This is a genomic window from Kitasatospora sp. NPDC054795 (genome assembly GCF_053611565.1).
In genome coordinates, this window is record NZ_JBSHAP010000085.1 from 15,670 (window position 1) to 40,343 (window position 24,674).

The 24,674-nt window shown below is 73.0% G+C and carries 24 protein-coding genes; 17 read left to right on the forward strand and 7 right to left on the reverse strand.

The genetic code is table 11. The features are described from left to right. Positions 1-51: 51 nt before the first annotated feature. Complete coding sequence (locus ACWGJO_RS27205; RefSeq protein WP_452187657.1) at positions 52-834, reverse strand: IclR family transcriptional regulator; 783 nt, start codon at positions 832-834, stop codon at positions 52-54. A 444-nt stretch (positions 835-1,278) separates the two neighbouring features. On the opposite strand from ACWGJO_RS27205, the gene ACWGJO_RS27210 reads away from it, so the two are divergent. The 6 genes from ACWGJO_RS27210 to ACWGJO_RS27235 all read left to right on the forward strand — a co-directional run bounded on the left by ACWGJO_RS27210 (position 1,279) and on the right by ACWGJO_RS27235 (position 7,231). Then, positions 1,279-2,352 carry an ABC transporter substrate-binding protein gene (locus ACWGJO_RS27210; RefSeq protein WP_452187659.1) on the forward strand — a complete coding sequence of 358 codons (1,074 nt, stop codon included), beginning with the start codon at positions 1,279-1,281 and terminating at the stop codon, positions 2,350-2,352. A 70-nt stretch (positions 2,353-2,422) separates the two neighbouring features. After that, positions 2,423-3,451, forward strand: coding sequence for an NrtA/SsuA/CpmA family ABC transporter substrate-binding protein (locus tag ACWGJO_RS27215; protein WP_452187661.1), 1,029 nt, complete (start codon positions 2,423-2,425; stop codon positions 3,449-3,451). Continuing rightward, positions 3,448-4,314, forward strand: a complete 867-nt coding sequence (locus tag ACWGJO_RS27220) for an ABC transporter permease (RefSeq protein ID WP_452187662.1) — start codon at positions 3,448-3,450, stop codon at positions 4,312-4,314. Before ACWGJO_RS27215 ends, ACWGJO_RS27220 begins: the two co-directional genes overlap by 4 nt. Further along, positions 4,311-5,096 carry an ABC transporter ATP-binding protein gene (locus ACWGJO_RS27225; protein WP_452187664.1) on the forward strand — a complete coding sequence of 262 codons (786 nt, stop codon included), beginning with the start codon at positions 4,311-4,313 and terminating at the stop codon, positions 5,094-5,096. Before ACWGJO_RS27220 ends, ACWGJO_RS27225 begins: the two co-directional genes overlap by 4 nt. Positions 5,097-5,233: 137 nt before the next feature. Then, the gene (locus ACWGJO_RS27230; RefSeq protein WP_452187666.1) at positions 5,234-6,139 is read left to right on the forward strand and encodes an ABC transporter substrate-binding protein; all 906 of its coding nucleotides are present in this window, start codon (positions 5,234-5,236) and stop codon (positions 6,137-6,139) included. 3 nt (positions 6,140-6,142) lie between these two features. Then, on the forward strand, positions 6,143-7,231 hold the full coding sequence (locus ACWGJO_RS27235) for an LLM class flavin-dependent oxidoreductase (RefSeq protein ID WP_387727573.1): 1,089 nt from the start codon (positions 6,143-6,145) through the stop codon (positions 7,229-7,231). A gap of 160 nt (positions 7,232-7,391) precedes the next feature. Here the strand turns inward: ACWGJO_RS27235 and ACWGJO_RS27240 are convergent, their stop codons facing one another. Then, positions 7,392-8,384 (reverse strand): aldo/keto reductase, encoded by a 993-nt coding sequence (locus tag ACWGJO_RS27240; RefSeq protein ID WP_452187668.1) that lies wholly within the window; start codon positions 8,382-8,384, stop codon positions 7,392-7,394. A 507-nt stretch (positions 8,385-8,891) separates the two neighbouring features. Here ACWGJO_RS27240 and ACWGJO_RS27245 point away from each other — a divergent pair. The 6 genes from ACWGJO_RS27245 to ACWGJO_RS27270 all read left to right on the forward strand — a co-directional run bounded on the left by ACWGJO_RS27245 (position 8,892) and on the right by ACWGJO_RS27270 (position 13,718). Further along, on the forward strand, positions 8,892-9,911 hold the full coding sequence (locus ACWGJO_RS27245) for an LLM class flavin-dependent oxidoreductase (RefSeq protein ID WP_452187670.1): 1,020 nt from the start codon (positions 8,892-8,894) through the stop codon (positions 9,909-9,911). Between the two features lie 419 nt (positions 9,912-10,330). Then, the gene (locus tag ACWGJO_RS27250) at positions 10,331-10,897 is read left to right on the forward strand and encodes a TetR/AcrR family transcriptional regulator (protein WP_452187672.1); all 567 of its coding nucleotides are present in this window, start codon (positions 10,331-10,333) and stop codon (positions 10,895-10,897) included. Positions 10,898-11,007: 110 nt separating this feature from the next. Continuing rightward, entirely contained in the window at positions 11,008-11,658 is a 651-nt protein-coding gene (locus ACWGJO_RS27255; RefSeq protein ID WP_452187674.1) for a DUF4865 family protein, read from the forward strand. A 17-nt stretch (positions 11,659-11,675) separates the two neighbouring features. Next, entirely contained in the window at positions 11,676-12,173 is a 498-nt protein-coding gene (locus ACWGJO_RS27260) for a carboxymuconolactone decarboxylase family protein (protein ID WP_452187675.1), read from the forward strand. After that, entirely contained in the window at positions 12,170-13,114 is a 945-nt protein-coding gene (locus ACWGJO_RS27265) for a phosphotriesterase family protein (RefSeq protein ID WP_452187677.1), read from the forward strand. Before ACWGJO_RS27260 ends, ACWGJO_RS27265 begins: the two co-directional genes overlap by 4 nt. 112 nt (positions 13,115-13,226) lie before the next feature. Continuing rightward, the gene (locus ACWGJO_RS27270) at positions 13,227-13,718 is read left to right on the forward strand and encodes a GNAT family N-acetyltransferase (RefSeq protein WP_452187679.1); all 492 of its coding nucleotides are present in this window, start codon (positions 13,227-13,229) and stop codon (positions 13,716-13,718) included. Between the two features lie 175 nt (positions 13,719-13,893). Here the strand turns inward: ACWGJO_RS27270 and ACWGJO_RS27275 are convergent, their stop codons facing one another. Beyond that, a complete protein-coding gene (locus tag ACWGJO_RS27275) occupies positions 13,894-14,658 on the reverse strand; it encodes an SDR family NAD(P)-dependent oxidoreductase (RefSeq protein ID WP_452187681.1) in 765 nt (254 codons plus the stop codon). 137 nt (positions 14,659-14,795) lie between these two features. On the opposite strand from ACWGJO_RS27275, the gene ACWGJO_RS27280 reads away from it, so the two are divergent. Beyond that, positions 14,796-15,416, forward strand: a complete 621-nt coding sequence (locus ACWGJO_RS27280; RefSeq protein ID WP_452187683.1) for a TetR family transcriptional regulator — start codon at positions 14,796-14,798, stop codon at positions 15,414-15,416. Between the two features lie 263 nt (positions 15,417-15,679). Next, positions 15,680-16,822: an alpha/beta hydrolase gene (locus tag ACWGJO_RS27285; RefSeq protein WP_452187684.1), complete on the forward strand. Its 1,143-nt coding sequence runs from the start codon at positions 15,680-15,682 to the stop codon at positions 16,820-16,822. Between the two features lie 180 nt (positions 16,823-17,002). Here ACWGJO_RS27285 and ACWGJO_RS27290 read toward each other — a convergent pair whose 3' ends face one another. From ACWGJO_RS27290 to ACWGJO_RS27300, 3 genes are all read right to left on the reverse strand, one after another. After that, a complete protein-coding gene (locus tag ACWGJO_RS27290; protein WP_359898547.1) occupies positions 17,003-17,332 on the reverse strand; it encodes a MoaF-related domain-containing protein in 330 nt (109 codons plus the stop codon). Between the two features lie 390 nt (positions 17,333-17,722). Further along, positions 17,723-18,376, reverse strand: coding sequence for a hypothetical protein (locus ACWGJO_RS27295; RefSeq protein WP_452187686.1), 654 nt, complete (start codon positions 18,374-18,376; stop codon positions 17,723-17,725). A 447-nt stretch (positions 18,377-18,823) separates the two neighbouring features. Beyond that, entirely contained in the window at positions 18,824-19,621 is a 798-nt protein-coding gene (locus ACWGJO_RS27300; RefSeq protein WP_452187688.1) for an IclR family transcriptional regulator, read from the reverse strand. A gap of 202 nt (positions 19,622-19,823) precedes the next feature. Here ACWGJO_RS27300 and aceB point away from each other — a divergent pair, with 202 nt between their 5' ends. Then, a complete protein-coding gene (gene aceB, locus ACWGJO_RS27305; RefSeq protein ID WP_452187690.1) occupies positions 19,824-21,476 on the forward strand; it encodes a malate synthase A in 1,653 nt (550 codons plus the stop codon). Positions 21,477-21,620: 144 nt separating this feature from the next. Further along, positions 21,621-22,022, forward strand: coding sequence for an allophanate hydrolase-related protein (locus ACWGJO_RS27310; RefSeq protein ID WP_452187692.1), 402 nt, complete (start codon positions 21,621-21,623; stop codon positions 22,020-22,022). A gap of 148 nt (positions 22,023-22,170) precedes the next feature. Here the strand turns inward: ACWGJO_RS27310 and ACWGJO_RS27315 are convergent, their stop codons facing one another. Continuing rightward, positions 22,171-23,211 (reverse strand): helix-turn-helix domain-containing protein, encoded by a 1,041-nt coding sequence (locus ACWGJO_RS27315; protein WP_452187694.1) that lies wholly within the window; start codon positions 23,209-23,211, stop codon positions 22,171-22,173. A gap of 55 nt (positions 23,212-23,266) precedes the next feature. Between ACWGJO_RS27315 and ACWGJO_RS27320 the strand changes: the two genes are divergently transcribed. Continuing rightward, complete coding sequence (locus ACWGJO_RS27320; protein WP_452187695.1) at positions 23,267-24,514, forward strand: MFS transporter; 1,248 nt, start codon at positions 23,267-23,269, stop codon at positions 24,512-24,514. Positions 24,515-24,674: the final 160 nt, after the last annotated feature.

Here is a 24,674-nt window from a genome sequence, read left to right on the forward strand (position 1 = left end):
ACCGGGGCGCGGGCGCGCCCCCCCGCCGCTTCGTCGTGTCCCGATGGGGCGTCAGGAACGCTGATCCGGCGGCAGCAGCAGGACGGCGAGCGCGTCGGCGCAGCCGCGGGCGTGACCGAGGAACCAGTCCAGCCGGTCGTCGGTGAGGTGTGCGGGCGTCGAGCGGACCGCGAGGGCGAACCGCGCCTGCCCGGCGCCGTCGAGGACGGGCACGGCGACCGTCCGCACCCCGGCTGCCGACTCGCCGTCGTTGAGCGCGTACCCGGCCGCTCGGACCTTCGCCAACTCATCGTCCAGGAGCGCTGGTTCGGTGATCGTGCGGTCGGTGAAGGAGGGCAGCGGTCCCAGTGCCGACAGCGTCGTCTCGCCCGGGCGGGGCCAGGCCAGCAGGATCTTGCCGAGGGCCGTGGAGTGCAGTGGCCGACGCAGGCCCAGCCCGGTGTCCGGGCGGACGGAACCGCCGACCAGGATCACGGCGTGGGCACCGCTGCGGATCGCCAGGTCGGCGGTCGCCTTGGTGCGCCGGGAGAGCAGGTCCAGTTCGGGCCCGGCCAGGTGCAGCCCGCGCTGGTGGAAGGTGAGTTGGCCGAGTTCGGCGACGGCAGGACCGAGCCGGTAGCGGGCGGTCTGTTCGTCCTGCTCCAGGAACCCGGCACTGACCAGCGTGCGGGCCAGCCGGTGCGCCGTGGAGACCGACAGGCCCATCCGGCGTGCGAGGTCCGAGGCGCTCAGGTCGGGGCCGTTGTCGTGGAAGCAGTGCAGCAGCCCGAGCGCGCGCTGGACGGCCTGCGCACCGGCCGGCGGACTCTGGACGGCGGTGGCGGCCTCGGCCATGGCACCTCGCGTTTCGGTTCGGAACTCCGGACGGACGGCCGGAGGCGGTCTCAGCGTAGGGCAGCCAGTGCTGCGGAAATGTGTCGACGACGTTGCAATGGAATGGCGTTGATGAACAACTGATCCCACGATGTGGCAAAAGCTTGCCTAGGGCTCGTCTGCCGTGGAACGCTCCTCGCATCGCGTCGAACGGCCACTCGGCCTCGGCGGAGACCGTCCCGATTCCACGGAAGGAGAAGCGCCGTGACGTCCCACCGGTGTCTGCCCTCCCGTGCGTGTTGTCGCTGAACGACCTCTCCCGCGCCGCCCGACCCTCCCGCGCCGCCCGCCGTCCTGCATCGCGGCGTACAACTTCTCTGCGCACCAGGCCTCATGGCCTCCGTGCGGTCATCGATACCGAGCTCCTCCGGCCGTGGTCGGAGCCCCCGTAGAGGACCAACTCCGTTGTCCAGTCGTACCCAGAACCCCTCCCCGCTTCCCGACACCCTCTGGTTCACCCGCTGCCCGGTGCCCACCGCGACCGGGATCGCCGCCGATCAGGGTTGGCTCGCCCGTGAGTTCGCCGCCGACGGCATCGCGGTCCGCTCGCTGCAGGACGCACCGCCCGAGGTGGCCGCGGACCATCACTACACCCACGCGCTGACCGGTCTGTTCCGGGAGGGCGGAAACGTCCCCGCGCTGTGGGCCCGTTCGCGCGGCGAGGCGACCAGGCTGATCGGCCTCACCTGGATCGAGGAGCGCCAGGTGGTGCTGGTCCGGGCCGGCAGCGGCATCACCGAACCCGGGCAACTGCGTGGACTGCGGCTGGCGGTGCCACATCATGACATCGGCATCGACTTCTGGCGGGCGATGGCGCTGGCCGGCCTCCGGGGCGCCCTCGGGCTCGCGGGCCTCACCCTGGCGGACGCCGAGCTGGTGGACGTCCCCGGATCCGAGGGCGCCGGGCAGTGGTCCGCCGAGCTGGCCGCGCTGCGGGACGGCACGGTGGACGCGGTGTACGTGAAGGGGGCGCTCGCCGTCGAGGCGGCCCGCCGGGTCGGTGCGGAGGTGGCCGTGGAACTGGACGCGGCGCCGGACCGCCGGGCCCGGCTCAACAACGGCACGCCCCGGCCGATCACCGTCCACCAGCGGCTGCTGGACGAACACCCCGAGCTGGTGGCCCGGTTCCTCGCCGTGCTGCTGGAGGCCGCCGACTGGGCGGCGGAGCGTCCGGAGGAGGTGGCCCGGATCCTGCGGGCCGAGACCGGTGCCGGTGCCGAGGGCGTCGCCGGAGCCTATGCGCCGGGCAGCCACCGGACCCTGCGGCTCGACCTGTCGGCGGAGCGGCTGGAGCTGCTCGCGCTGCAGGAACGATTCCTCAGGGAGCAGGGCTTCCTTGCCGCGCCGGTGGACGTCCAGGCCTGGGCCGACCCGGAGCCGCTGCGCGCAGCGCGCGAGCTGCTGCGGGTGCGGCGTGCGGGTGAGGCGGCGGGCGCGGGTTCCGGTGCCGGCGGCGTGCGGATCACAGACTTCAGGTAACAGCGTTCAGCTAACAGATTTCGAAAGTTGTCAGCTGTCGGCTGTCATCTGTCACCCCTTTGGAGACCCCGTGAAGACCCCTCGTCCCGCCCTCGCCGCCACCGCTCTGCTCGCTTCCGCCGCCCTCGCCGCCTGCGGCTCCTCGGCCGACGGGGCCAAGGCCTCCGCCGACGGCGGGGCCGGCGGCAAGGCCGACGTGGTGCTCCGCCTGCCTGATCCCGGCAACAACGGCTTCCTGGCCCGCGGCAAGAAGGACGGTTCGCTGGACCGCACCCTGGCCGCGGTCCACGCCAAGGTCGCCTGGACCGGCAGCGCCGGCCCCTTCGCCCCCGCAGCCCAGGCCCTCTCCGCCGACCAACTGGACATCGCCCAGGGCTCGATCACCTCGGCCGTCGCCGCGCTCGCCCAGAAGCCCGGCTTCAAGCTGTTCGCCCAGACCGCGCCCGACGGCGTCGGCGAGGGGATCCTGGTGAAGAACGACTCGCCCGTCAAGTCCGTCCAGGACCTGGTCGGCAGGAAGGTCGCCGTCTCCCAGGGCGGCACCAGTGAGTACCTGCTGCTCAAGGCACTGGCGAAGAACGGCGTCCCGGCCGACAAGGTGGAGCGGGTCTACCTGCGCGCCGACCAGACCTCCGGCGTCTTCAACTCCGGCCAGGTGGATGCCTGGGCGACCTGGAACACCTTCTCGACACCCGCCATCGCCAACGCCGGTGCGCACTTCCTGGTCAACGGTCAGGAGGTGGGCTCCGACAACTACGCGGTCTGGGCGGTGCGCAACGGCTTCGCCGACAAGCACCCCGAGGTGGTGAAGGCCTTCTACGCCTATCTGCGGGAGAACGGCGCCAAGGAGAAGGCCGACCCGGCCGGCTACCTCAACGTGTTCACCGACGCCGGCCCGACCGCCGTCACCCCCGCCGAGAAGGACGTCGCGGTGAACGTCGGCAAGCAGGGCACCCCGGCCGACGCCATCTCCGACGCCGACGTCGCCCGCTTCGGGACGGTCGCCCAGTTCTTCGCCGACCAGAAGGTCACCAAGCAGCTGGTGGACGTCAAGCCGTACCTGATCGACATCAACAATCTCGGGGACGGTGCCAAGTGACCACCGCCACCCGGACGTTCACGCCGGAGGACACCCGGGCCGCACTGGAATCCGGCCTGGTCGCCCCGCAGAGCCGGCGGCACCGGCCCCGCCCCCGGGCACTCGCCATGACCCTGCGCACCATCGGTCCGCTCGCCCTGCTCGGCGGCTGGGCACTCGCCTCCGCCACCGGCGCGCTCACCCAGGACGTGCTCGCCTCGCCCACCCAGGTCGCCCAGGCGGTCGGGGAGTTGTGGGGCAACGGCCAGCTGACCGACGCCCTGTCCGTCTCCCTCACCCGCGCCGGACTCGGACTGTTCTTCGGCGCGACCACCGGACTGGTGCTCGGCGTGGTCACCGGATTCACCCGCCTCGGCGAGGAGTTGCTCGACTCCGCGATCCAGGTCCTGCGCACCGTGCCCTTCCTGGCCCTCGTCCCGCTGTTCATGGTGTGGTTCGGCATCACCGAGATCGCGAAGGTCGCCCTGATCGGGGTCGCCACCAGCTTCCCGATGTACGTGTCCGCCTCGGGCGGGGTCCGCAGCACCGACCGCAAACTGGTCGAGGCGATGCGCAGCTTCGGCCTCGGACGCTGGGCGATCGTGCGCACGGTCGTGCTGCCCGGCGCCCTGCCCTCGCTGCTGTCCGGACTGCGCCTGTCGATGACGCTCAGCGTGATCGCCCTGATCGCCGCCGAGGAGATCAACTCCACCGAAGGCATCGGCTACTTGATGGCCCAGGCGCAGAACTACTCGCGCACCGACGTCCTCGCCGTCTGCATCCTGATCTACGGGCTGCTCGGCCTCGCCGCGGACGGTGTCGTTCGGGTCCTGGAGCGCGTGCTGATGCCGTGGCGCCAGATCGTCCAGGGAGCGGCCCGATGACCGCCGACACGTTCACCACCGCCACGTCCTCGCTGTCGGTCTCCTCAACCTCCTCAACCTCCTCAACCTCCTCGGCCTCCGAGGAGACGGTCCCGGCCGTCCACCTACGCGGTCTGCGCCGGGTGTTCGGCACCCGGGCGGTACTCGACGGGGTCGACCTCTCCATCGCCCGTGGGGAGTTCGTCGCCCTGCTGGGTGCGAGCGGGACCGGCAAGACCACACTGCTGCGCATCCTCGGGGCGCTCGACCAGGCGGACGGGGGCACCGTGCTCGTCCCGCCGGTCCGTACCGTGGTGTTCCAGGAGCCCCGCCTGGTGCCGTCCAAGCGGGTCCTGGCGAACGTCACGGTCGGCCTGCCGCGCGGCGCCGCGACCCGGGAGACCGGGCTGAAGGCGCTCGCCGAGGTCGGCCTGGAGCGGCACGCCGAGGCCTGGCCGGCCACCCTGTCGGGAGGTGAGGCGCAGCGCGTAGCACTCGCCCGGGCGCTCGTCCGGGAGCCGCAACTCCTGCTGCTCGACGAACCGTTCGCCGCCCTGGACGCGCTCACCCGGCTGCGCATGCAGGACCTCGTCGGCGACCTGGTGCGCCGCCACCGCCCGGCGGTACTGCTGGTCACCCACGACGTGGACGAAGCCGTACGGCTCGCCGACCGGGTCGTGGTGCTGCGCGACGGTCTGCTCGCCCGGGACGAAGCCGTCACCGTCGAGAACCCGCGCGACCCGGCCGATCCCGCCTTCGCCGACCTGCGGCGGCGGCTGCTCGCCGACCTCGGCGTCCACTGACGCCGGCGATCCACCACTGTCCAGCGCGATTCCCCGTAGCTTCCCGTAGTTCCCCGAGAATCCCCGCTGTCCTCCCGATTTCCCCCGATCCACCCTGACTTCCGACCAACCGAGCCCGCACCACTGGAGTTGACCAGATGACCGTCACCCTCGGCGTCCACGCCAGCAACCCGTCGCTCTACTACCTCGCCCGACTTCCCTACCTGGACGAGGAGCTGGCCCCGCTCGGCGAGACCGGCGCCTTCCACCACTACGCGGACGGCACCCGTACCGGCGCGCTGCTCGCCGAGGGCGTCATCGACTTCGGCGGCACCGGCTCCACTCCGCCGATCACCGCCCAGGCGGCCGGCCACGACCTGGTCTACGCGGCCGTTTCCGCACCCCGCCCCGACCACGGCGCCCTCCTGGTGCTGGACTCCGGCCCGGTGCGGACGGTCGCGGACCTCAAGGGTGCCACGGTCGTCCTCGCCGTCGGCTCCTGGCAGACCCACCTGCTCGCCAAGACCCTGCACGCGCAGGGACTTTCGTACGGCGACGACGTCACCCCGGAGCGCCCGGTGGCCGGCCAGGACCAGGCCCGGCGGCTGCGCGACGGCGAGATCGCCGGCTGGATCGCCCAGGGCGCCGAACTCGCCGCCGCCCGCCGCACCGGGGAGTTCCGCGAGCTGATCCGCACCGGTGACGTCATCACCGACCGTTCGGTGTTCTTTACCCGCCGGGACTTCGCGACCGGCCGCCCCGAGGTGGTCGCCGCGATCGTGACCGCCCTGCGCCGGGCGGACGCCTGGGCGGCCGCCAATCCGGCCGAGGCCGCCGCGATCGCCGCCGAGGAACTGGGCGGCGCGGCCGCCGACTGGCAGTCCGCGCTGGTCGCGCTGCCCTGGCGACTGGAGCCCGCCACCGCCGGGTTCGTCGCCGAACAGCAGGAAGCCGCGGACATCTTCCACGGTGCGGGCTTCATCGACCGGGCACTGACCGTCGCCGACGCCCACCTCCCCGCCCTGGAGGCCCCGGTGGCCGCCGCGCTCGCGAAGGCGGCCTGACCCATGGCCTCCGAAGTCCTCTGGTACATCATTCCGCGCGAGGGGCACTACCCCTGGGAGCCGGCCGGTCGCCGCCCGGTGGACCTCCGCTACCTCCAGCAACTGGCGGGCAGCGTCGAGCGACTGGGCTACACCGGCGCGCTGCTCGCGACCGACCTGTACGACGTCTGGACGCTCGGCAGCGCGCTCGCGGCCGCCACCACCCCGGCCTTCAAGCCGCTGCTGGCCGTCCACCCGGGGCTGGTCTCACCCACCCTGCTGGCCAAGATGGCACTCAGCTTCGACCACCTGCACGGCGGCCGGCTGCGCTTCAACGTGGTGAACGGCTCGACCGCTCAGCTGCGCGAGTACGGCCTGGACGTCGAGCACGACGACCGCTACCGGCTCAGCGGCGAGTACTGGTCGATCGTCAAGCGTCTTACGGCGGGTGAAGTCTTCGACCACAAGGGCGAGTTCTACGAGCTGAAGAACGCGGGTGCGAGCCTGCGCGAGCTGACCCCGGTGCAGCCCGGCGGCATCCCGCTCTGGTTCGGCGGCAGTTCGGCGGCCGGCATCGAGATGGCCGCCGAGCACGTGGACGTCTACCTGACCTGGGGAGAGCCGCCGCACCTGCTCAAGGAGAAGCTGGACCTGGTCCGCGAGCGGGCGGCCGCCCACGGCCGGTCGGTGCGGATCGGGCTGCGGCTGCACCTGATCGTCCGCGACACCGAGGACGAGGCCTGGGCCGCCGCCGACCGGCTGTTGGACGTCACCGGTGAGGCCACTTACGCGCGCCAGCTGGGTGGCGCGAAGGCGGAGGACGGGGTCGGCTGGCAGCGGCAGTTCCGCCAGCACGGCGGGAAGGTGCCGGCGCGGGCCCGGGAGCTGGAGGTCTACCCCAACCTCTGGCCGGGAATGAGCCTGTTCCGCCCCGGGCCCGGTACGGCGGTGGTCGGCTCGACGGCCCAGGTGATCGAGCGCCTGCAGGAGTTCGAGGCACTGGGTGTCGACACGTTCATCCTCTCGGGCAACCCGCTGCTGGAGGAGGCCCATCGGGTTGCAGAAACGGTTCTGCCTGCTCTGGGCATCAAGCGGCCGCACGCCGGTGGCTGACTGGTGACAGCTGACAAGTGACGGATAACAGATGACGGATGACAGCTGACAGATTTCGAAATCTGTCAGCTGTCATCCGTTGATCGTCAGCTGTCAGCGTCAGCCGTGGCCATCAGCCGCAGCGATCAGCCTCGGCCGCCGGCCGGCGCCCCCGCCCCGCTCAGCGGCTCAGCCGGTCGATCTCCGCCAGCTCCTCGGCCGTCAGCGGCCCGCCCGCCAGTGCGTCGAGGTTCTGGTCCAGCTGGGCGACGCTGCTCGCACCGATGATCACCGAGACCACCCGCGGGTCCCGCAGCACCCAGCACAGCGCCAGCTGCGCCAGCGTCTGCCCGCGCCGCTCGGCGACCGCGGCCAGCGCCCGCAGCTGCTCCAGCTTCCGCTCGGTCAGCGCCTCCTCGGTGAGGAACTTGCCGATCGACATCCGCGAGCCCGCCGGAACCGCCCCGGACAGGTAGCGGTCGGTCAGCAGCCCCTGGGCCAGCGGAGAGTAGGCGATGAGGCTGCTCTGGGTGTCGCCCACAGCATCCAGCACGCCGCCGTCCTCCACGTACCGGTTGAGGATCGAGTACGCCGACTGGTTCATCAGCACCGGCGTCCCCAGCTCGCGCAGGATCGCCACCGCCTCCCGGTGCTGCTCCGCCGGGTAGTTGGAGATCGCCGCGTACAGCGCCCTGCCCGAGCGCACCGCGCTGTCGAGCGCCCCCATCGTCTCCTCGATCGGGGTGTCCGGGTCGTACCGGTGCGAGTAGAAGACGTCGACGTAGTCCAGCCCCATCCGGTCCAGCGACTGGTCGAGGCTGGCCAGCAGGTACTTGCGGCTGCCGCCGTTGCCGTACGGGCCGGGCCACATGTCCCAGCCGGCCTTGGTGGCGATGAACAGCTCGTCCCGGTACGGCCGGAAGTCCTGGGCGAACAGGTAGCCGAAGTTGCGCTCGGCGCTGCCGTACGGCGGGCCGTAGTTGTTCGCCAGGTCGAAGTGTGTGACGCCCCGGTCGAAGGCCCGGCGCAGCACCGCCCGCTGCACGTCCAGCGGCTGGGCGTCACCGAAGTTGTGCCAGAGCCCCAGCGAGACGGCGGGCAGCTGGACGCCGCTGCGGCCGGCCTTCCGATAGGTCATCGAGTCATAGCGGTCATCCGCGGCGAGGTAGCTCATGCCGGACATCCTGCCAGCCCGTCGCGGCGGATCAAGCCTTGCCCCGTTCCGGGCCGGTGCCTATGCTCGCGGAGGATCGCGTGCGTGAGAGGCGAGGAGGAGGCGAGATGGCAGTCCGGACTGTGGCCGTGGCCGCCGCCGCAGCTCGCTGTTGTTGTCGCCGTCACCGCAGCACCGACCGCTGACGCCACCCGCGAGCCCCGCCGCCCGAGCGGCCCACCGCCCGCCCCGTCGGCCGTTCCGCCGGCGCCGCCCGTAGGAGCGCAGCACCGGACCGCGCACGGGCTCCCCGCGCTCCGCTCTCCGTGCGGCTCACCGAATCCCGGGACGCTCCGGCCCGCCGGTCCCGTCCCGGTCCTGCTCAGCTCGTCCCCATGCTCAGCCCGTACCCGGCCCGGCCCGGTCCTGTACCCGGCGCATGGTCCCGGCCCGAGCCCGAGCCCGAGCCCGGCCCTGGTCCGACCGAGCCCGACCCCGAGCCCGTCCCGAGCGCCCAAGGAGACCGCCGTGCGGTTCACCGTCTCGTCCCTCGTCGCCAACGCCCCCGACCCGGTCACCGGCGTCCGGCGCACCCCGCAGCAGAAGCTGCACAACGTCATCGACCAGGCCGTCCTCGCCGAGCAGCTCGGCTACGACGGCTACGGCGTGGGGGAGCGGCACGGTGAGCCGTTCCTCTCCCCGGCGCCGCCCCTGCTGCTGAGCGCCATCGCCGCCCGCACCTCCAGCATCCGGCTGTTCACCACGGTGACGGTGCTCAGCGTCCTCGACCCGGTCCGGGTCGCCGAGGACTACGCGATGCTCGACCAACTCTCCGGAGGTCGACTGGAGTTGATCGTCGGCAAGGGCAACGACCCGCGCCATTTCGGACTGTTCGGCCTCCCCGAGGAGCGCCAGTGGGAGGCGCTCGCGGAGAACTACGGCCTGCTGCGCAGGCTCTGGCGCGAGGAGAAGGTGACCTGGGAGGGCTCGACCCGCCCGCCGCTCACGGACGTCACGGTCTGGCCGCGCCCGCTCCAGGATCCGATCCCGGTGTGGCACGGCAGTGCGACCAGCACGCGGTCCACCGACCTCGCGGCCCGCCACGGTGACCCGCTCTTCTCCGCCAACTCCTTCCATCCGCTGGAGAAGTACCGGACGCTGGTCGAGCACTACCGCGAGCGCTGGGAGCACTACGGGCACGACCCGGCGCGGGCCCGGGTGGGCGCGAGTTTCGGCGGACTGTTCGTCGCCGAGCGCTCGCAGGACGCCGTCGAGGGCTTCCGCCCGTACTGGAACGCACTGTTCGACTCGGCCGCGGGCCGGCACAACAACTCGCCGTTCACCTCGCTGGAGGACGCGCTGGAGCGCGGCTCGGCGCTGGTCGGCAGTCCGCAGCAGGTGATCGAGAAGATCCACCGCTACCACGAGGCCTTCGGCAACGAGGTGGTCGGCATCGGGGTCGACGCCCTCACAGAGGGGGCGCAGCGCGAGCAGTTGGAGCTGTTCGCGAGCGCGGTGGCGCCGGAGATCCGTCGGGCGCTGCCGTAGCGGTCCACGCCGGCCGCGCGCTGCCACGGCAGCCCGGATCTCCCGCCCGCCCGCGCAATGCGCCGTGCACCCCCTACGCGGCGTGACGCCGGCAACCGTGCGTGACGTGACGCGCGCCACCAGGTGCGCCGGAATGCCGTTCGGCTGGGCGGGGGATGACGAACGGTCGAGGGGCCGTGGCCGCCGGGGGGCGGCGCACGGCCCTCAACGTTCTTCCCGGCGGGGGTCCCGGGGGGCCGGCCGCGCGCCCAGGGCCGGGGCCGGCACCGGAGCCCCGAGCGCGAGCCCGAGCCCGAGCCCGAGCCCGAGCCCGAGCCCGAGCCCGAGCCCGAGCCCGAGCCCGAGCCGGATCGGGTCCGGTCGGATCGGGCGGCGTCCGCACTGGCATTCTGTACCTACTGGTATGTACAGTGATCCGCATGAGCACCCAGGACCGCCTCATCGAGAGCACCCAGGCCCTCCTCTGGGAGCGCGGCTACGTCGGCACCAGCCCCAAGGCCATCCAGCAGCGCTCCGGCGTCGGCCAGGGCAGCATGTACCACCACTTCGCCGGCAAGCCCGACCTCGCGGCCGCCGCCCTGCGCCGCAGTGCCGAGCAGATGCGCGGCGTCGCCGAGGCCGACCTCGTCGCCCCCGGCAGCGCCTACGACCGGATCGCCGCCTACCTGCAGCGCGACCGTGACGTCCTGCGCGGCTGCCGGATCGGCCGGATGGCCCAGGACCCGGACGTGGTCGCCGACCCGCTCCTGCGCGCGCCCGTCGAGGAGACCTTCGACTGGCTGCGCGGCCGGATCGCCGGACTGATCGCCGACGGCCAGGCGGACGGCGAGTTCGCGCCCGGCCTCGACCCGGCCGACACCGCCGCCGCCGTGGTCGCCGTCGTCCAGGGCGGCTACGTCCTGGCCCGTGCCGCCGACAGCGCCGAGCCGTTCGACCGGGCCGTTCGTGGCGCCCTCGGCCTGTTCGCGGCACACCGAACGGCCTGACCCCGCCGAGCCCGCCCGGCCGGCAGCCCGCCTGCCTGCCTGACCCGCCGAGCCCGCCCGGCCGGCAGTCCGCCTGCCTGCCGGACCCGTCGAACCCGAGGAGCCCAGCCGTGCACGCGATGCAGTACGAGATCACCCTCCCCGCCGATTACGACATGGGCGTCATCCGCAAGCGCGTCGCCGACAAGGGCCACCTGCTCGACGCGCACCCGGGTCTCGGCCTCAAGGCCTATCTGGTCCGCGAGCGCGGCCGACAGGGCTCGCCCGTCAACCAGTACGCGCCGTTCTACCTCTGGCACACCGTCGAGGGCATGAACGGTTTCCTCTGGGGGCCGGGATTCCGCGGCCTGAGCGCCGACTTCGGACGCCCCGCCGTCCGGCACTGGCTGGGCGCGGGCCTGACCCACGGCGCGTCAGGAACCTCGGCGGCCACGGCATCGGCCTCGGCATCGACATCGGCGTCGGAGACGGCGTCGTCAACGGAGGAGGCGGCCGGGCCGCCGACCACCGCCACCCGCGAGACCGTACGGCTGCCGGAATCCGCCGACCCGGCCGAGGCCGTCGAGCGGGCGCTCGCCGACCTGCCCACGCACCCGGCCCTGCACACCGCCGCCGTGGCCGTCGACCCGAGCCGCTGGGAGCTGCTCCGCTTCGCCCTCTGGCACGGCCCGGCCCCCGAGGACGAGCCCGGCGTCCGTTACCAGGTGCTGCACCTGTCCCGCCCCGAACTCGACCGGCTGCCGGCCGGCCGCCACTGGTGAAAGGACCCACCGCCCCGATGTCCCCCGCGACCGTTCCCACCGGCACCGACCTCACCCCGGCCCCGACCGACCGCACGGCCGGTTACGCCCTGCTCGCCGAACTCGCGGGTCCCGGCGCCGCCACCACGCTCGGGGGCCTGGACGCCCTCGCCCCCGGCTTCCCCGACTGGATCGTCACCAGCCTCTTCGGCGGTACCTACCAGCGTCCCGGACTCGCCCTGCGCGACCGCCAGATCGCGAACCTGGCCGCGCTCACCGCACTCGGCGGCGTCGAGCCGCAGCTGGCCGACCACGTCCGCTACAGCCGACGGATCGGCCTGACGGAGGCGGAGATCACCGAGGTCATCGTCCACCTCGCGCCGTACGTCGGTCTCCCCAAGGCGCTGGCCGGCCTGCGCGTCGCCACTGCCACCTTCGCCGACGCCGACGCCGAGGCCAAGGCCGGGACCGGAACTGGCACCGAGGCCGCGGCGGAGACCGTCGCCGGGAGCGCCACCCCGGAGGCCGACGCATGAGCCGCACCGTCCGCACCGTCCTCGGCGACCTGGACCCCGCCGACCTCGGGGTCGCCGACTCCCACGACCACCTCTTCATCCGCAGCCCACTGCTCCCCGGCCAGGAGCTGGACGATCCAGCCGCCGCCGAGGACGTCCTGCGGGCCTACGCCGCCGCCGGTGGCCGTGCCCTCGTCCAGTGGACCCCGCTCGGCCTGGGTCGGGGCGCGGACTCCCTCGCCGCGCTCTCCCGCGCGACCGGCGTCCACGTCGTTGCCGCCACCGGCGCGCACCAGGCGGTCCACTACGCGCCGGGCTTCTTCCCGGATGTCGACGGCGACCCGGCCGAGCGCCCCGGCGCGTACGCCGACCTCGCGGAACGCTTCGTCGCCGAACTCACCACCGGTCTGCCCGGCGCGCCCGAGGGCGTCCGAGCCGGGCTGATCAAGGTCGCGGGCGATCCGGGGCCCGTGAGCCGGCACACCCGGTGGACGATGGCCGCGGCGGCCGAGGCCCACCACGCCACCGGTGCCCCGATCGCCGTCCACCTCGAAGCCGACGGCGCTCCGCTCCGGGTCCTGCACCTGCTGCACGACCGGCACGGGGTCCGGCCCGACCGGATCGTCCTCGGCCACCTCACCCGGCTCCCCGACCGCGCGCTGCACCGTGCCCTGGCCGCGGAGGGGGTCCGGCTCGCCCTGGACAGCCCCTCCCGGTCCGGCCGGTCCGGCGACCACCAGGCCTTCGACGTGATCGCCGATCTGGTCGAGGCGGGCCACGCCGACCAACTGCTGCTCGGCGCCGACACCACCACCCGGACCGCCCGCGCGGCCGCCGGCCCGGTCGCTCTGCTCGCCGACCTCGCCCCGCGCCTCGCCCGCAGCTACGGCCCGGAACTGCCCGAGCTGCTCCTCGTCACCAACCCGGCCGCCGCCTTCGCCGCCGACTGGCGCACGCCGTAGGCGGGGCCTCGTCGCCTGCCGGTCCCATCGGCCGTGGCCGTGGCCGTGGCCGCGGCTGCCGGAGCGGGCATTCGGCAGACGGCCGACGGGCGGGTCTTCTACGGTGCCGGGCATGGTGATGCCGACGCTCCGAACCCTCACGACCGCCGACTGGCCACTCTGGCGGGACCTCCGTCTCGCCGCCCTGACCGGTGCGCCGGACGCCTTCAAGGCCGGCCTGGCCGACTGGGACCAGGGCGGTGAGGACCGCTGGCACGACCGGCTCCGTCTTCCGGACGCCCTCCACGTCGCGGCCCACCTGGACGACGACCCGGTCGGCCTGGTCGGCGGACTGCCCGGATCACCGGACGGCGTGCGGGAGTTGCGCTCGCTCTGGGTCGCCCCGCGGGCCCGCGGCCGGGGCGTCGCGGACCGTCTCGTCGAGGAGGTCGAGCGCTGGGCCCGGGCCACCGGCGGCACCACGCTGCGCCTCGCCGTGCTCCCCGGCAACGCGGCGGCGCTCGCCCTCTACCGCCGCCACGGCTTCACCCCGCTTGCGGAACCCGGGGACCTGCTCGCCGACGGGGTCGGCCGCGAACTCCTCCTGGCGAAGCCTCTGCGGTGACCGCCGCCGCACCCGGCTCGGTACCGGGGCCGCGGCCGGCCCGGCCTTCCGAGGCCGACGGGACGGCCTCGGGACCGCGGGAAGGCGGGGCCTGTGCCGCACGGGGGACGGCAAGGCCCCGCCTTCCCGCGGTCGAGCGGTCGAGTGGTCTGGCAGGTCGGCGGGTCGACCGGCGTCACATGTGCGTGCCGCCGTCGATGCGGAGCTCGGTGCCGGTGACGAAGGCGCCGTCGTCGGAGGCGAGCATGGCGATCACGCCGGCCACCGTCTCCGGGCCGGCGAAGCCCTGGCCGAGTGCGGGGGAGAGCTTGGCCAGCAGGCTGAGGTCGGCGTCGGCGGGCAGGCCCGGGTTGTGGGTCATGCCGCTGTCGATGCTGCCCGGTGCGACGCAGACCGCGCGCAGGCCCTGCTTCGAGTACTCCGAGGCGATGGCGTGGGTGAAGGACTGGATGCCGCCCTTGGTCGCGGCGTACGCGGCCATGTAGGGGTGGGCGAAGCTCGCGGAGGTGGAGCTGAAGTTGACCACCACGCCCTTGCCGCCGGCGATCAGCGCGGGGAGCGCCTCGCGAGTCATCAGGAAGGTGCCGGTCAGGTTCACCGCGAGGAGCGTGTTCCAGAACTCCAGGCTGGTCTCGTGGGTGTGCGAGGAGCGGAGGATGCCGGCCGCGTTGACCAGCACGTCCAGGCCGCCCAGGCCGGCGATCGCCTCGGCCACGCCCGCGACGACGGCCGCCTCGTCCGCGATGTCCAGCACCTGGACGGTGAGGCGGTCCGCGGTTCCCTCGGCGGTGGCGCGGTCCAGGGTCTTCTTCAGGCCGTCCTCGTTGACGTCGACGGCGACGACCTTCCCGCCCTCGGCGAGGATCCGGTGCACGGTGGCCTGGCCGATGCCCGAGCCGCCGCCGGTGATCAGGACGTTCCGTCCGCTGAAGCGCTCCATGGTGGTACTCCGTTCGTTCGTGGTCTCTCGACCTCGATAGGCACGTTACGCCTAAGTGGCACGTTGTGCCAAGAAGTCCATTCATGCCGATCTGTCGTGACGTGCCGCCTTGGCATCCGTCCGCGTAGGCTGACCCCGTGACCGGACGCCCGACCCTGACCCAGCGCCGCCGTGAGGCCACCCGGCTGGAGATCGCCCGTACCGCCGCCGCACTCTTCGCCGAGCGGGGCACGGACGCGACCACCGCCGAGGAGATCGCCCTCGCCGCGGGCATCTCCCTGCGCACCTTCTACCGGTACTTCTCGGTCAAGGAGGACGCCGTTGCTCCGCTGCTCGCGGCGGGCGGGCAGGAGTGGGTGGAGCTATTCACGGCCAGCCCCGCGGGCCTGCCGCTGCGCGAGGCGCTGGAGCGTGCGGCGGTCGCGTCGCTGACCCCGGCCGACGAGGAGCGGGCCGAGATGATGCAGTGGGCCCGCGGTCTGCTGCGCGATCCGAAGCTGAACGCCACCTGGCAGCGCGTCCACGCCGACTCGGAGGAGCGTCTGCGGGCCGCCCTCGCCGAACGCTGCCCGGACGGCACCGATCCGCTGGAGATCCGGCTGGCGGCCGCCGCCGCGACCGCGGCGATCCGGGTGGCCCTGGAGCAGTGGGCCGCCTCCGAGGCGCCCCTCGCCGGTCCGGGCTCCCCGCAGGACCTCGGTGCTCGCTGCATGCGCGAGCTCACGGAGGGGCTGCGGCTGTGGGGGCGGGTCGGCTGAGCCCGGGGCCGGCCGGTGGCCGGCCGATGACGGGGACAGCGGACAGTCGACAGTCGACAGATTTCAGATGACAACTTTCGAAATCTGTTATCTGAAAGTTGTCATCCGTCTGCCCGGCTCCCCGTAACCTCCCAGCCGCGGTCGGCTTTCTCCCAGCTGGCGTTAGGGTTGGTCCTCGCGCCCCGGCAGGGGGAACCGGGGTGACCTCCTCGGATGTCCCCAGCGGAGGGGACTGGAGTTCGAGGCGTGGGAGCAAGCAGGACATGGGTCTGACGAGCCACAAGGTGCTGGCGCTGACCGCACTGATCGCGGTCGTGATGATGGTCGGCACGGTCTGGCTGTGGCCCAGACTCGCGAAGAAGACCTGGCGGGCGGTGCTCGGCCGGATCGGCGCACTGCTCGCCACCCAGCTCACGGTGCTCGCCGCACTCGGCCTGGTCGCCAACAACTACTTCGCCTTCTACAGCAGTTGGGACGACCTGCTGGGCATTGGCGACACCGGCCCGGTGGTCATCCACAACAAGGCGGACGCCTCCGGCCGGCTGATGGTGGAGACGATGGGCCAGGCCGCGGTCAAGGGCGGCGGCGCGATGGGCCGCGAGCCCGGCCAGTCCGGCGAGATCCGCAAGATCAGGATCGACGGCGCGGTCAGCCGGCTGTCCACCGAGGGCTACGTCTACCTGCCGCCGCAGTACTTCCAGCCGGAGTACGCCCAGAAGCAGTTCCCGGCCGTGATCGTCAGCACCGGATTCCCAGGAATCGCCGAGAATCTGATCACCCGCTTCAACTACCCGGGTGCGGCGCTCAAGCTGCTGCAGGAAGGGCGGATGCAGCCGACCGTCATGGTCCTGGTGCGCCCATCGCCCGCGCTGCCCCAGGACACCGAGTGCGAGGACGTCCCGAACGGCCCGCAGTCCGACACCTACTTCACCAAGGACGTGCCCTCGGCGATCCAGGCCAGCTACCGGGTCTCCTCCGACCCGCAGGCCTGGGCCTTCATGGGTAACTCGACCGGCGGCTACTGCGCGCTCAAGCTGGCGATGCGTCACCCGGACGTCTTTCCGACCGCCGTCGCCCTCTCCGCCTACTACGACGCGGCCGACGACCCCACCACGGGCGACCTCTTCGGTGGCAGCAAGCAGCGCCGCGACGAGGCCAACCTGATGTGGCGGCTGAAGAACCTTCCGCAGCCGAAGGTGTCCGTGCTGCTGGCCGGCACCAAGAAGGGCGACGGCAGCTACCGGCAGGAGACCGAGGCCTTCGTCGACGCGGTGCAGAGCCCTATGAAGGTCTCGTACAGCATGCTGGAGAACGGCGGCCACAACTTCGAGACCTGGAGCGCCCTGCTGCCCTCCTCGCTGGAGTGGCTGTCCCAGCACCTTAAGGTGCCGAACCAGACCGTATGAAGCGACCCGGCCGAGCTTGACCAGCCGCACCTGAACACCTGAACGCCTGAACGCCTGAACCTGAACGGCCGAACCCCCGGGGCTGCGGCCCCGGGGGTTCGGTTCCGGGGGTTCGGTTCTGGGTTCGGGTCGGCCGGGCCGTTCAGGAACCGTACGGCTCCCGCCCGGCGGTCCCGCCGCTCAGGCCACCCGCTCCAGTGTCCCGGTGTGAAGCTGGCCGACCCGGCCGCCCTCACCCTCGAAGGTCCAGAAGGCCCGCACGGTCAGCTTGCCGAGGTCCATCACGTGGCTGACGGTGATCCCGCTCTGCTCCGTCCAGCTGATGAAGTAGATCTCCGGCGCGACCTCGGCGACGTGCAGCCGCACGTCCTCCCACTGGCCCGCGGACTCGCCGAGGCCCTCCCAGCGCAGCCGCGTGCCGTCGGCCGAGTAGGTGTTGCGGAAGGCCGCACCGTTGTCGACCCGGAAGAGGTAGGTGCGGCCGGCGAAGGCGGGCAGGGGCGCGGTCATGGTGGGGCGGGTCCTCGTCTCTGTCAGGTCGTGGCGAGCGTCCTGTCGGGCTCGCCGCTCTTGTGCACGGCGGATGATGTCAGGCTTCCAATTTATCCGACCGGGCGCACTCGGTCAGGCACTCGCCACGGTACGGTCCGCCACGGCGTGGCCGCGCGTGCGCGGCCGGGGCCGGGAGCTGCCTGGGCCCGGACCGGGACCTCCCCGGTCGACGTGGCAGCTCCCGGCCCCGGAGACCGATCAACTCGACTGTCACGCAGTGTCGTTGATCGACGCCACGGTGAGCTGCGCGACAAGCGGCCCGGCCGAGCTGTCCGTTCAGGTACGAGTTGCCCGGCCCGCAGCGGTCGTCCGCCGGCCGGGCCGGCCCCGGCGGCGGAACCGCGCGGCTCACGAACCGGCAGCCGCCTCGACCACCCTGATGTCGAACGGCTGCCGGTTGTTGCCCTCGTTCCGGTCGTCCGCGCTGCGCACCGTGACCGAGCCGCCGCTCAGTCTGCCCACCGGCAGTTCCGGGTCGAGCCGGACCGGGATGAGGGCGGTCGCGCTGCGTCCCTCCCGCAGCCCGGCTCTGAAGACGCACCGCACGACGCGGCCGTGGCCCGTCACCCGGCAGTCGGACGGGAAGTACGGGCCCTCCGGGCTCACGCCCTCCGGCAGGGTGATCACGACCGTGAACGGGGAGGCGGTGGTGTCCGGACCCCCGTTGCCGACGAAGGCGTGGATGGTGGTGGTGCCGCCGGGCGTGGTCGGGTCCGGGTCGATCCGGACCACCTCCAGGTCGGAGTCGGACGGTCGGGCGGCGGCGGGTGCGGGCAGCGTGGAGGCTCCGGCCGCCTCCGAGCCGGAGCCAGTACCGGTGCCGGTACCGGAAGCGGCCGTCCCCGCCCCGGGCTTGGCCGGTGCCGGCAGGGTGGAGGCGCCGGTCGTCACCGGCGCAGGCAGGATGGACGCCTCGGGCGTGCCCGTCGCGACGACCTCCACCGCGGGCCGGGGCTCGGGCCGTAGCAACGCCCAGGACGGGTCGGTGGCCAGTACCGTCACCGCGCACCCCGCCGCCACGGCCGCGACCAGCCCGGCCCCGCCGAACCCCCTGCCTCCCGCGGCACGCCGGCCGCCGCCGAACAGGCCGGCACTCCGCAGGCCACGTCCCCGCAGACCACGTCCTCGCAGGCGACGGCCCCGCAGGCCACCGCCCGCCGCGACGTCACCTGCCGCGCCACCGTCCGCCGCGCCCCCGTCCGGCACGTCGCCACCCCGTACCCCACCGCCACCGCCCTGAACGGCGCTCCGCACGTCCCGGTGCTGCTGCTCCATCCCCGCTCACCCTGTCCTCGCGTCCCGGCCGCCCGCGCCGTTGCGGGCCGCGTCGGCACCAGGGTGGCGGAGCCGCCGCCGGAGCCCGGCGGCAACCCGCCCGGCGTCCGCTCGAACGGATGACGCGGCGCGCCGCTGCGACCGGGTCGGCCGGCAAGGGTGGTTGACGTGCCGTCAGGGTGCGAGGACCTGCCCCAGCCGGGTCGCGATCTGGTGCATCACCGGTACCAGTGAGGCGGCCCCGGCCTGCTCCTCCAGGGCCCGGATGCGGGCCTCCGGTCCGGAGACGGAGAGGGCGGTGGGCGTCGGCGCGCCGGGGACGGCGAGCGCGATGCACCGGACGCCGATCTCCTGCTCCTGGTCGTCGACCACGTAGCCGCGCTCGCGCGCCTCGGCGAGCTGGCGCATCAGCTCCTGCGGGTCGGTGACCGTGTACTCGGTGTGGGCGGGCAGGGGGTTGGGGCCGAGGACGGCGCGGGCCTCGTCCTCGGGCAGCTGGGCGAGCAGCGCCTTGCCGACGCCGGTGCAGTGCGGCTGCACCCGTCGGCCGACCTCGGTGAACATCCGCATCGAGCGGCGCGACTGCACCTGTCCGACGTACACCACCTCGCCGCCCTCCAGCACCGCCAGGTTGGCGGTCTCGCCGGTGGCCTCCATGAGCTCGGCCAGGTACGGGCGGGCCCAGCTGCCGAGCAGTCGGCCGGCGGTCTCGCCCAGGCGGATCAGCCGGGGGCCGAGGGTGTAGCGGCGCGTGGTGTCCTGGCGGACATAGCCCTGCTGGACGAGGGTACGAACCAGTCGGTGGATCGTCGGCATCGGGAGCCCGGAACTGGTGGAGAGCTCGCTGAGTGTGGCCACGCCCCCGGAGTCGGCCAGCGCCTCCAGGAGTTGGAAGGCGCGCTCGACGGACTGCACGCCGCCGCTCGCGCGCTCGGTGCCTGTCGTCGATGCTGGGTCGGGGGTCGCAACCACCGGCGTTCCCTTCACTGTCGGGGAGGAGTAGAGTCCCGGCGACCTCTTCAACAAACCGTTGAAATTCTGTATCGCGGAAACTAGTCTCCACTTTACAGAATCGAACTCGCCGACAGGCGAGTTCCGATCGAGGAAGTTCCCCGGGGAAGTTCCTACCGGAGCTCCCTTCGCCAGGCTCAACCGTCTTAGGAGTGTCCTGCTCATGGCCGCAGATCAAGGGCCCCTCGGCGCCTCCCCCGCCGCTCCGGTCGTCACTGTCGCCGGTCCGCGCGTCCACCGGGCGGAGGAGGTGCTCACTCCGGAGGCGATCGCCTTCGTCGCCGGGCTCCATCGCGCCTTCGAGGGGTGCCGGCAGGAGCTGCTGGCCGGGCGCAAGGCCCGCCGTACCGGGATCGCCGCCGCAGGCACGCTGGACTTCCTCCCCGGGACCGCCGGGATCCGGGCCGCGGACTGGAAGGTCGCCGAGGCGCCGCGCGCCCTCCAGGACCGCCGGGTCGAGATCACCGGCCCGACCGACCGCAAGATGGTCGTCAACGCGCTCAACTCCGGGGCGCGGATCTGGCTCGCGGACTTCGAGGACGCCACCTCCCCGACCTGGGAGAACGTGGTCGGCGGCCAGGTCAACCTGATCGACGCCTTCGAGGGCCGGATCGACTTCACCAGCACGGCCGGCAAGGCCTACACCCTCAAGCCCGCCGCCGAGCTCGCCACCGTCGTGGTCCGCCCGCGCGGCTGGCACCTGGACGAGAACCACCTGCTGGTCGACGGCACCCCGGTGGCCGGTGCGTTCGTCGACTTCGGCCTCTACTTCTTCCACAACGCCGCCCGGCTGCTGGCCAGGGGCGCAGAGGACCCCAACTCCGGCCCGTACTTCTACCTGCCGAAGACCGAGAGCCACCTCGAAGCCCGCCTGTGGAACGACGTGTTCACCCACGCCCAGGCCGAACTCGGCATCCCGTACGGCACGATCCGGGCGACCGTGCTGATCGAGACCATCACGGCCGCGTTCGAGATGGACGAGATCCTCTACGAGCTGCGCGACCACGCGGCCGGCCTCAACGCCGGGCGCTGGGACTACCTGTTCTCGATCGTCAAGAACTTCCGCGACGCCGGCGAGCACTACATCCTGCCGGACCGCAACAGCGTCACCATGGCCTCGCCCTTCATGGCCGCCTACACCCGGCTGCTGGTGCAGACCTGCCACCGGCGCGGTGCCCACGCGATCGGGGGCATGGCCGCGTTCATCCCGAGCCGCCGCGACCCGGAGGTCAACGCCTCCGCACTGGAGAAGGTCAAGGCCGACAAGGACCGCGAGGCCGGCAACGGCTTCGACGGCTCCTGGGTCGCCCACCCCGACCTGGTACCGGTCGCCCGGGCCTCCTTCGACGCGGTGCTCGGCGAGCGGCCCCACCAGAAGGACAACCCCGGCCCGGCCGAGCCGGTGACCGCCGCCCAGCTGCTCGACATCGCCGGCGCCGGCGGCACCTGCACCCGTGCGGGGCTGCACAACGCCGTCCAGGTCGGGATCCGCTACATCGAGGCCTGGCTGCGCGGCCTCGGGGCCGTCGGCATCTTCAACATGATGGAGGACGCCGCCACCGCCGAGATCTCCCGCTCGCAGATCTGGCAGTGGATCCACAACGGGGTCGTGCTGTCCGACACCGGAGAGAAGACCACCACCGAGCTGGTCCGCACCCTGGTCGCCGCGGAGCTGGCCGAACTCCTCGCCGGGCTGGGCGAGGAGGCCTACGGTGCCGGCCGCTGGCGCGAGGCCGCCGAGCTCTTCGAGCAGGTCGCCCTGGCCGAGGAGTTCGTGGACTTCCTGACCCTCCCCGCGCTGCCCCTGTTGGGCTGATCCCCACCTACCCGCCGGTGCCACCGCTGCCGTCCGCCGGGACGCGGCACTCCGGCGGTCCACTGCTCCGTTCCGTACGGCGACGAATCCACCTGTCCTCTCGTCGCCGTACGGCACAGTCCGTTCCACGCAAGGAGTTCACCCATGGCGCGCATGTTCTTCAACGGCCAGGCGATGACCGGCGGCCCCTTCCACGGCAAGGTCGCCGACTCGCTGCTCGGGCCGGCCAGGACCGCCCCCGGCTACCGGTTCTTCTCCATCGACCACAGCGGCGGGACGGACGTCTGTCCGGGTCTGCTGGCGGACCCGGAGGCGGGCACCGCGATCGAGGGCGAGCTGTACGACATCCCGCTGGAGCGACTGCGCGATGTCGTCCTGCCGGGCGAGCCGCGCGAACTGGAGCTGGGCGTGATCGAGTTGGAGGACGGCTCGGCCTGCCTGTCGATGCTGCTGGCCCGCGGCGAGGTCGAGCGCGGGATGCACCGCGAGATCACCCACCACGGCGGCTGGCGCGCCTACCTCAGGACGATCGGGCGCGAGGCCTGACGGGCGGACGGCCCGTGCCGGCCGGGATGGATAACGGATGACAGCTGACAACTTTCATCATCTGTCATCTGTCATCTGTCATCTGTCATCCGTCCGCCGAAATCCGTCCGCTGAAAGCTGTTCGCCGAAGGCCGTTCGCCGAAAGCCGTCAGCCCCCCGCCGCGAGGTGCGGGCACCCCGCCACCATCGCGTCGCCCAGCCGGCTGCGCCGGTACAGCACGCTGCGGCCGAGCCGGTTGCGCTCCAGCAGCCCGGCCGCCGCGAGCGCGCCCAGGTGCCGGCTGACCGCACCCGGGGTGACCCCGAGCCGGTGCGCCAGTTCCGTCGTGCTGGCCGGGGTCTCCAGCAGTGCCAGCAGCCTGGCCCTGGGGGCGCCGATCAGTCCGGCCAGCGGCCCGTCGGCCACCGCCCGTGCTTCGGCGCCGGCGGGCCCCAGGCCCTCGGCCATCGTCGCCTTGCCGCGCGCCGGGTAGCAGACCAGTGGCGGCCCCGCCTGGGTGACATCGGTCTGCGCCCCGAGCCCGAACAGTGTCGGGATCAGCACCAATCCGCGCCCGGCGACCTTCACGGTGGTGCCCACCGCCTTCACCGCCGGGTGCGGGTCGACGAGCCGCAGCACCCCGGCGTGCCAGCTCAGCCTGGCGTCGAGGTCCGCGAACAGTCCGTCCGCCCCGTGCCCCGAGAGCATCCGCCCCCGGTAGGCGATGTCCGCCTCCAGCACCGAGCGGGCGCGCGGCCACCAGGCGGGGGCGAGGCAGCGCGTCCAGTACGCGTCCAGCGCCTCGGCCGTCCGGGCGGCCAGCGCCGCCGGGTCGTCGATCAGCCCGGCCAGCACCGGCGGCAGCGGGCTGGGTTTCCCGCCGCCCCGGTAGGCCTCCAGCACGTCGGCCCGCACCACCTCCGGCGGGGTGGCCGCCAGCCGCGCCAACTCGGCCGGAAAGTCCGGACGGGGGCCGAGCGGACGCGGCGTGAGGAAGTCCGGCACGAAGCCGACCGGCGCGATCATCGACTCCAGCAGTGCGGTGTCCAGCGCCTCGTAGCGGTCCTGCCAGCCGGCGATCCACGGCTGCTGCTCCGGGTAGCGCAGGGGCCAGTGGCGGGCGCGCAGGCTCAACACCGCCTCCTGCAGGGCGGAGTAGCCGAACCAGGTGGCGGCGAGGTCGTCGACGCCCAGATGGAACTCGAACATTGACCGTAACGGTAAAAGAGTTCCGCCGCCGGGGGAAGCCCGCTGTCCTACTGCCATGACCTCTGCCGCGGTGCTTCCCTCCGCAGTCCGACGGCTGTTGCCGGCCGACCCCCTGCTGCGCAGGCTCGCCCTGATGAGCCTGGTGAACACCGTCGGCAACGGTCTGTTCGTGACCGTCGGCGTGCTGTTCCTGACCCGCTCCGTCGGCCTGACCCCGGGCCGGATCGCGCTCGGGCTGAGCGCGGCCGGCGTCTGCGGGGTGTTCGCCGGGCTGCCGATGGGCCGGCTCGCCGACCGGGTCGGCAGCAAGCGGCTGCTGATGGTGGTCGGGCCGCTGGAGGCGCTCGCCGTGCTCGGCTACGCCTTCGTGCACTCCTTCGCCGCCTTCGTCGCCCTGGCCTGTGCGGCCACCGTGCTGGAGCGCGGCGCGGCGGCGGTGCGCAGCGCCCTGATCGCCCGGACGCTGCCGGCCGAGAGCCAGGTGCGTTCACGGTCGCTGCTGCGCTCGGTGATGAACGCGGGGCTGGTGGTCGGGTCCGTCGGCGCGGCGCTGGCGCTGCAGTCCGACAGCTACGCCGGGTACGTCACCGTGATGGTCCTGGACGCCGCGAGCTTCCTGGGTGCGACGGCGCTGCTGGCCGGCCTCCCCGTCCGCGACCTGAAGGTCGGCCGGGACGGTGCCCCGGAGGCCGCCGCGGGACGGCGGACGGTGCTGCGTGACCGCCGCTACCTGCTGGTCACCGTGCTGCACGCGCTGCTGGAGCTCCAACTCCCGGTGCTCACCGTGGGGATCCCGCTGTGGGTCGTGCTCGCGACGGACGCGCCGGCGGCGGTGGTCGCGGCGGTCGGCGTGGTCAACTGCCTGCTGGTGGTGGTGTTCCAGATCCGGGCGAGCCGGGATGTGGACGACGTTCCGTCGGCGGCCCGGGCCTGCGCCCGGGGCGGCCTGCTGCTGGCGGGCGGCTGCCTGCTCTACGCGGCGGCGCAGTCGGGCCCGGCCGCGGTCGCCACCGGGGCGATCCTGGTCGGCGCCCTGGTGCACAGCCTCGGCGAGCTGCTCACCTCGGCGGGCGGTTGGACGCTGAGCCTGGACCTGGCCGATCCGCGTTCCCACGGCGAGTACCAGGGCGTGTTCATGAGCGGCCAGGCGGCGGCCCACGTGATCGGCCCGCTGGTGGTCAGCCTGACCGTGGTCGACCACGGCGTGGTCGGCTGGGCCGTCCTGGCCGGTGTGTTCGTCCTCGCGGGATCCGCTCTCCCGGCCGCCGTCCGGCACGCGGAGCAACCGGCCGCCGCCCGCTGACCACGAGCCCTGGTCAGCGGGCCGCGATCCACGAGCCCCGGTCCGCGGTCCCCGGCCCCCGGCCCCCGGTCCACGGGCCCCGATCCGCGGCCCCCCGATCGTCCGGCCCGCTTCCCACGGGGGTGGGAGCGGGCCGGAGGCACGCCGCGGCCCCGGATCC

Coding starts and splice junctions, on each gene's coding strand:
- ACWGJO_RS27260 (WP_452187675.1), top strand. CDS start 11,676: ATGTCCCCCGCGACCGTTCCCACCGGCACCGACCTCACCCCGGCCCCG.
- ACWGJO_RS27240 (WP_452187668.1), bottom strand. CDS start 8,384: ATGAGCTACCTCGCCGCGGATGACCGCTATGACTCGATGACCTATCGG.
- ACWGJO_RS27230 (WP_452187666.1), top strand. CDS start 5,234: ATGACCGTCACCCTCGGCGTCCACGCCAGCAACCCGTCGCTCTACTAC.
- aceB (WP_452187690.1), top strand. CDS start 19,824: ATGGCCGCAGATCAAGGGCCCCTCGGCGCCTCCCCCGCCGCTCCGGTC.
- ACWGJO_RS27285 (WP_452187684.1), top strand. CDS start 15,680: ATGGGTCTGACGAGCCACAAGGTGCTGGCGCTGACCGCACTGATCGCG.
- ACWGJO_RS27265 (WP_452187677.1), top strand. CDS start 12,170: ATGAGCCGCACCGTCCGCACCGTCCTCGGCGACCTGGACCCCGCCGAC.
- ACWGJO_RS27310 (WP_452187692.1), top strand. CDS start 21,621: ATGGCGCGCATGTTCTTCAACGGCCAGGCGATGACCGGCGGCCCCTTC.
- ACWGJO_RS27205 (WP_452187657.1), bottom strand. CDS start 834: ATGGCCGAGGCCGCCACCGCCGTCCAGAGTCCGCCGGCCGGTGCGCAG.
- ACWGJO_RS27235 (WP_387727573.1), top strand. CDS start 6,143: ATGGCCTCCGAAGTCCTCTGGTACATCATTCCGCGCGAGGGGCACTAC.
- ACWGJO_RS27225 (WP_452187664.1), top strand. CDS start 4,311: ATGACCGCCGACACGTTCACCACCGCCACGTCCTCGCTGTCGGTCTCC.
- ACWGJO_RS27320 (WP_452187695.1), top strand. CDS start 23,267: ATGACCTCTGCCGCGGTGCTTCCCTCCGCAGTCCGACGGCTGTTGCCG.
- ACWGJO_RS27270 (WP_452187679.1), top strand. CDS start 13,227: ATGGTGATGCCGACGCTCCGAACCCTCACGACCGCCGACTGGCCACTC.
- ACWGJO_RS27275 (WP_452187681.1), bottom strand. CDS start 14,658: ATGGAGCGCTTCAGCGGACGGAACGTCCTGATCACCGGCGGCGGCTCG.
- ACWGJO_RS27315 (WP_452187694.1), bottom strand. CDS start 23,211: ATGTTCGAGTTCCATCTGGGCGTCGACGACCTCGCCGCCACCTGGTTC.
- ACWGJO_RS27290 (WP_359898547.1), bottom strand. CDS start 17,332: ATGACCGCGCCCCTGCCCGCCTTCGCCGGCCGCACCTACCTCTTCCGG.
- ACWGJO_RS27250 (WP_452187672.1), top strand. CDS start 10,331: ATGAGCACCCAGGACCGCCTCATCGAGAGCACCCAGGCCCTCCTCTGG.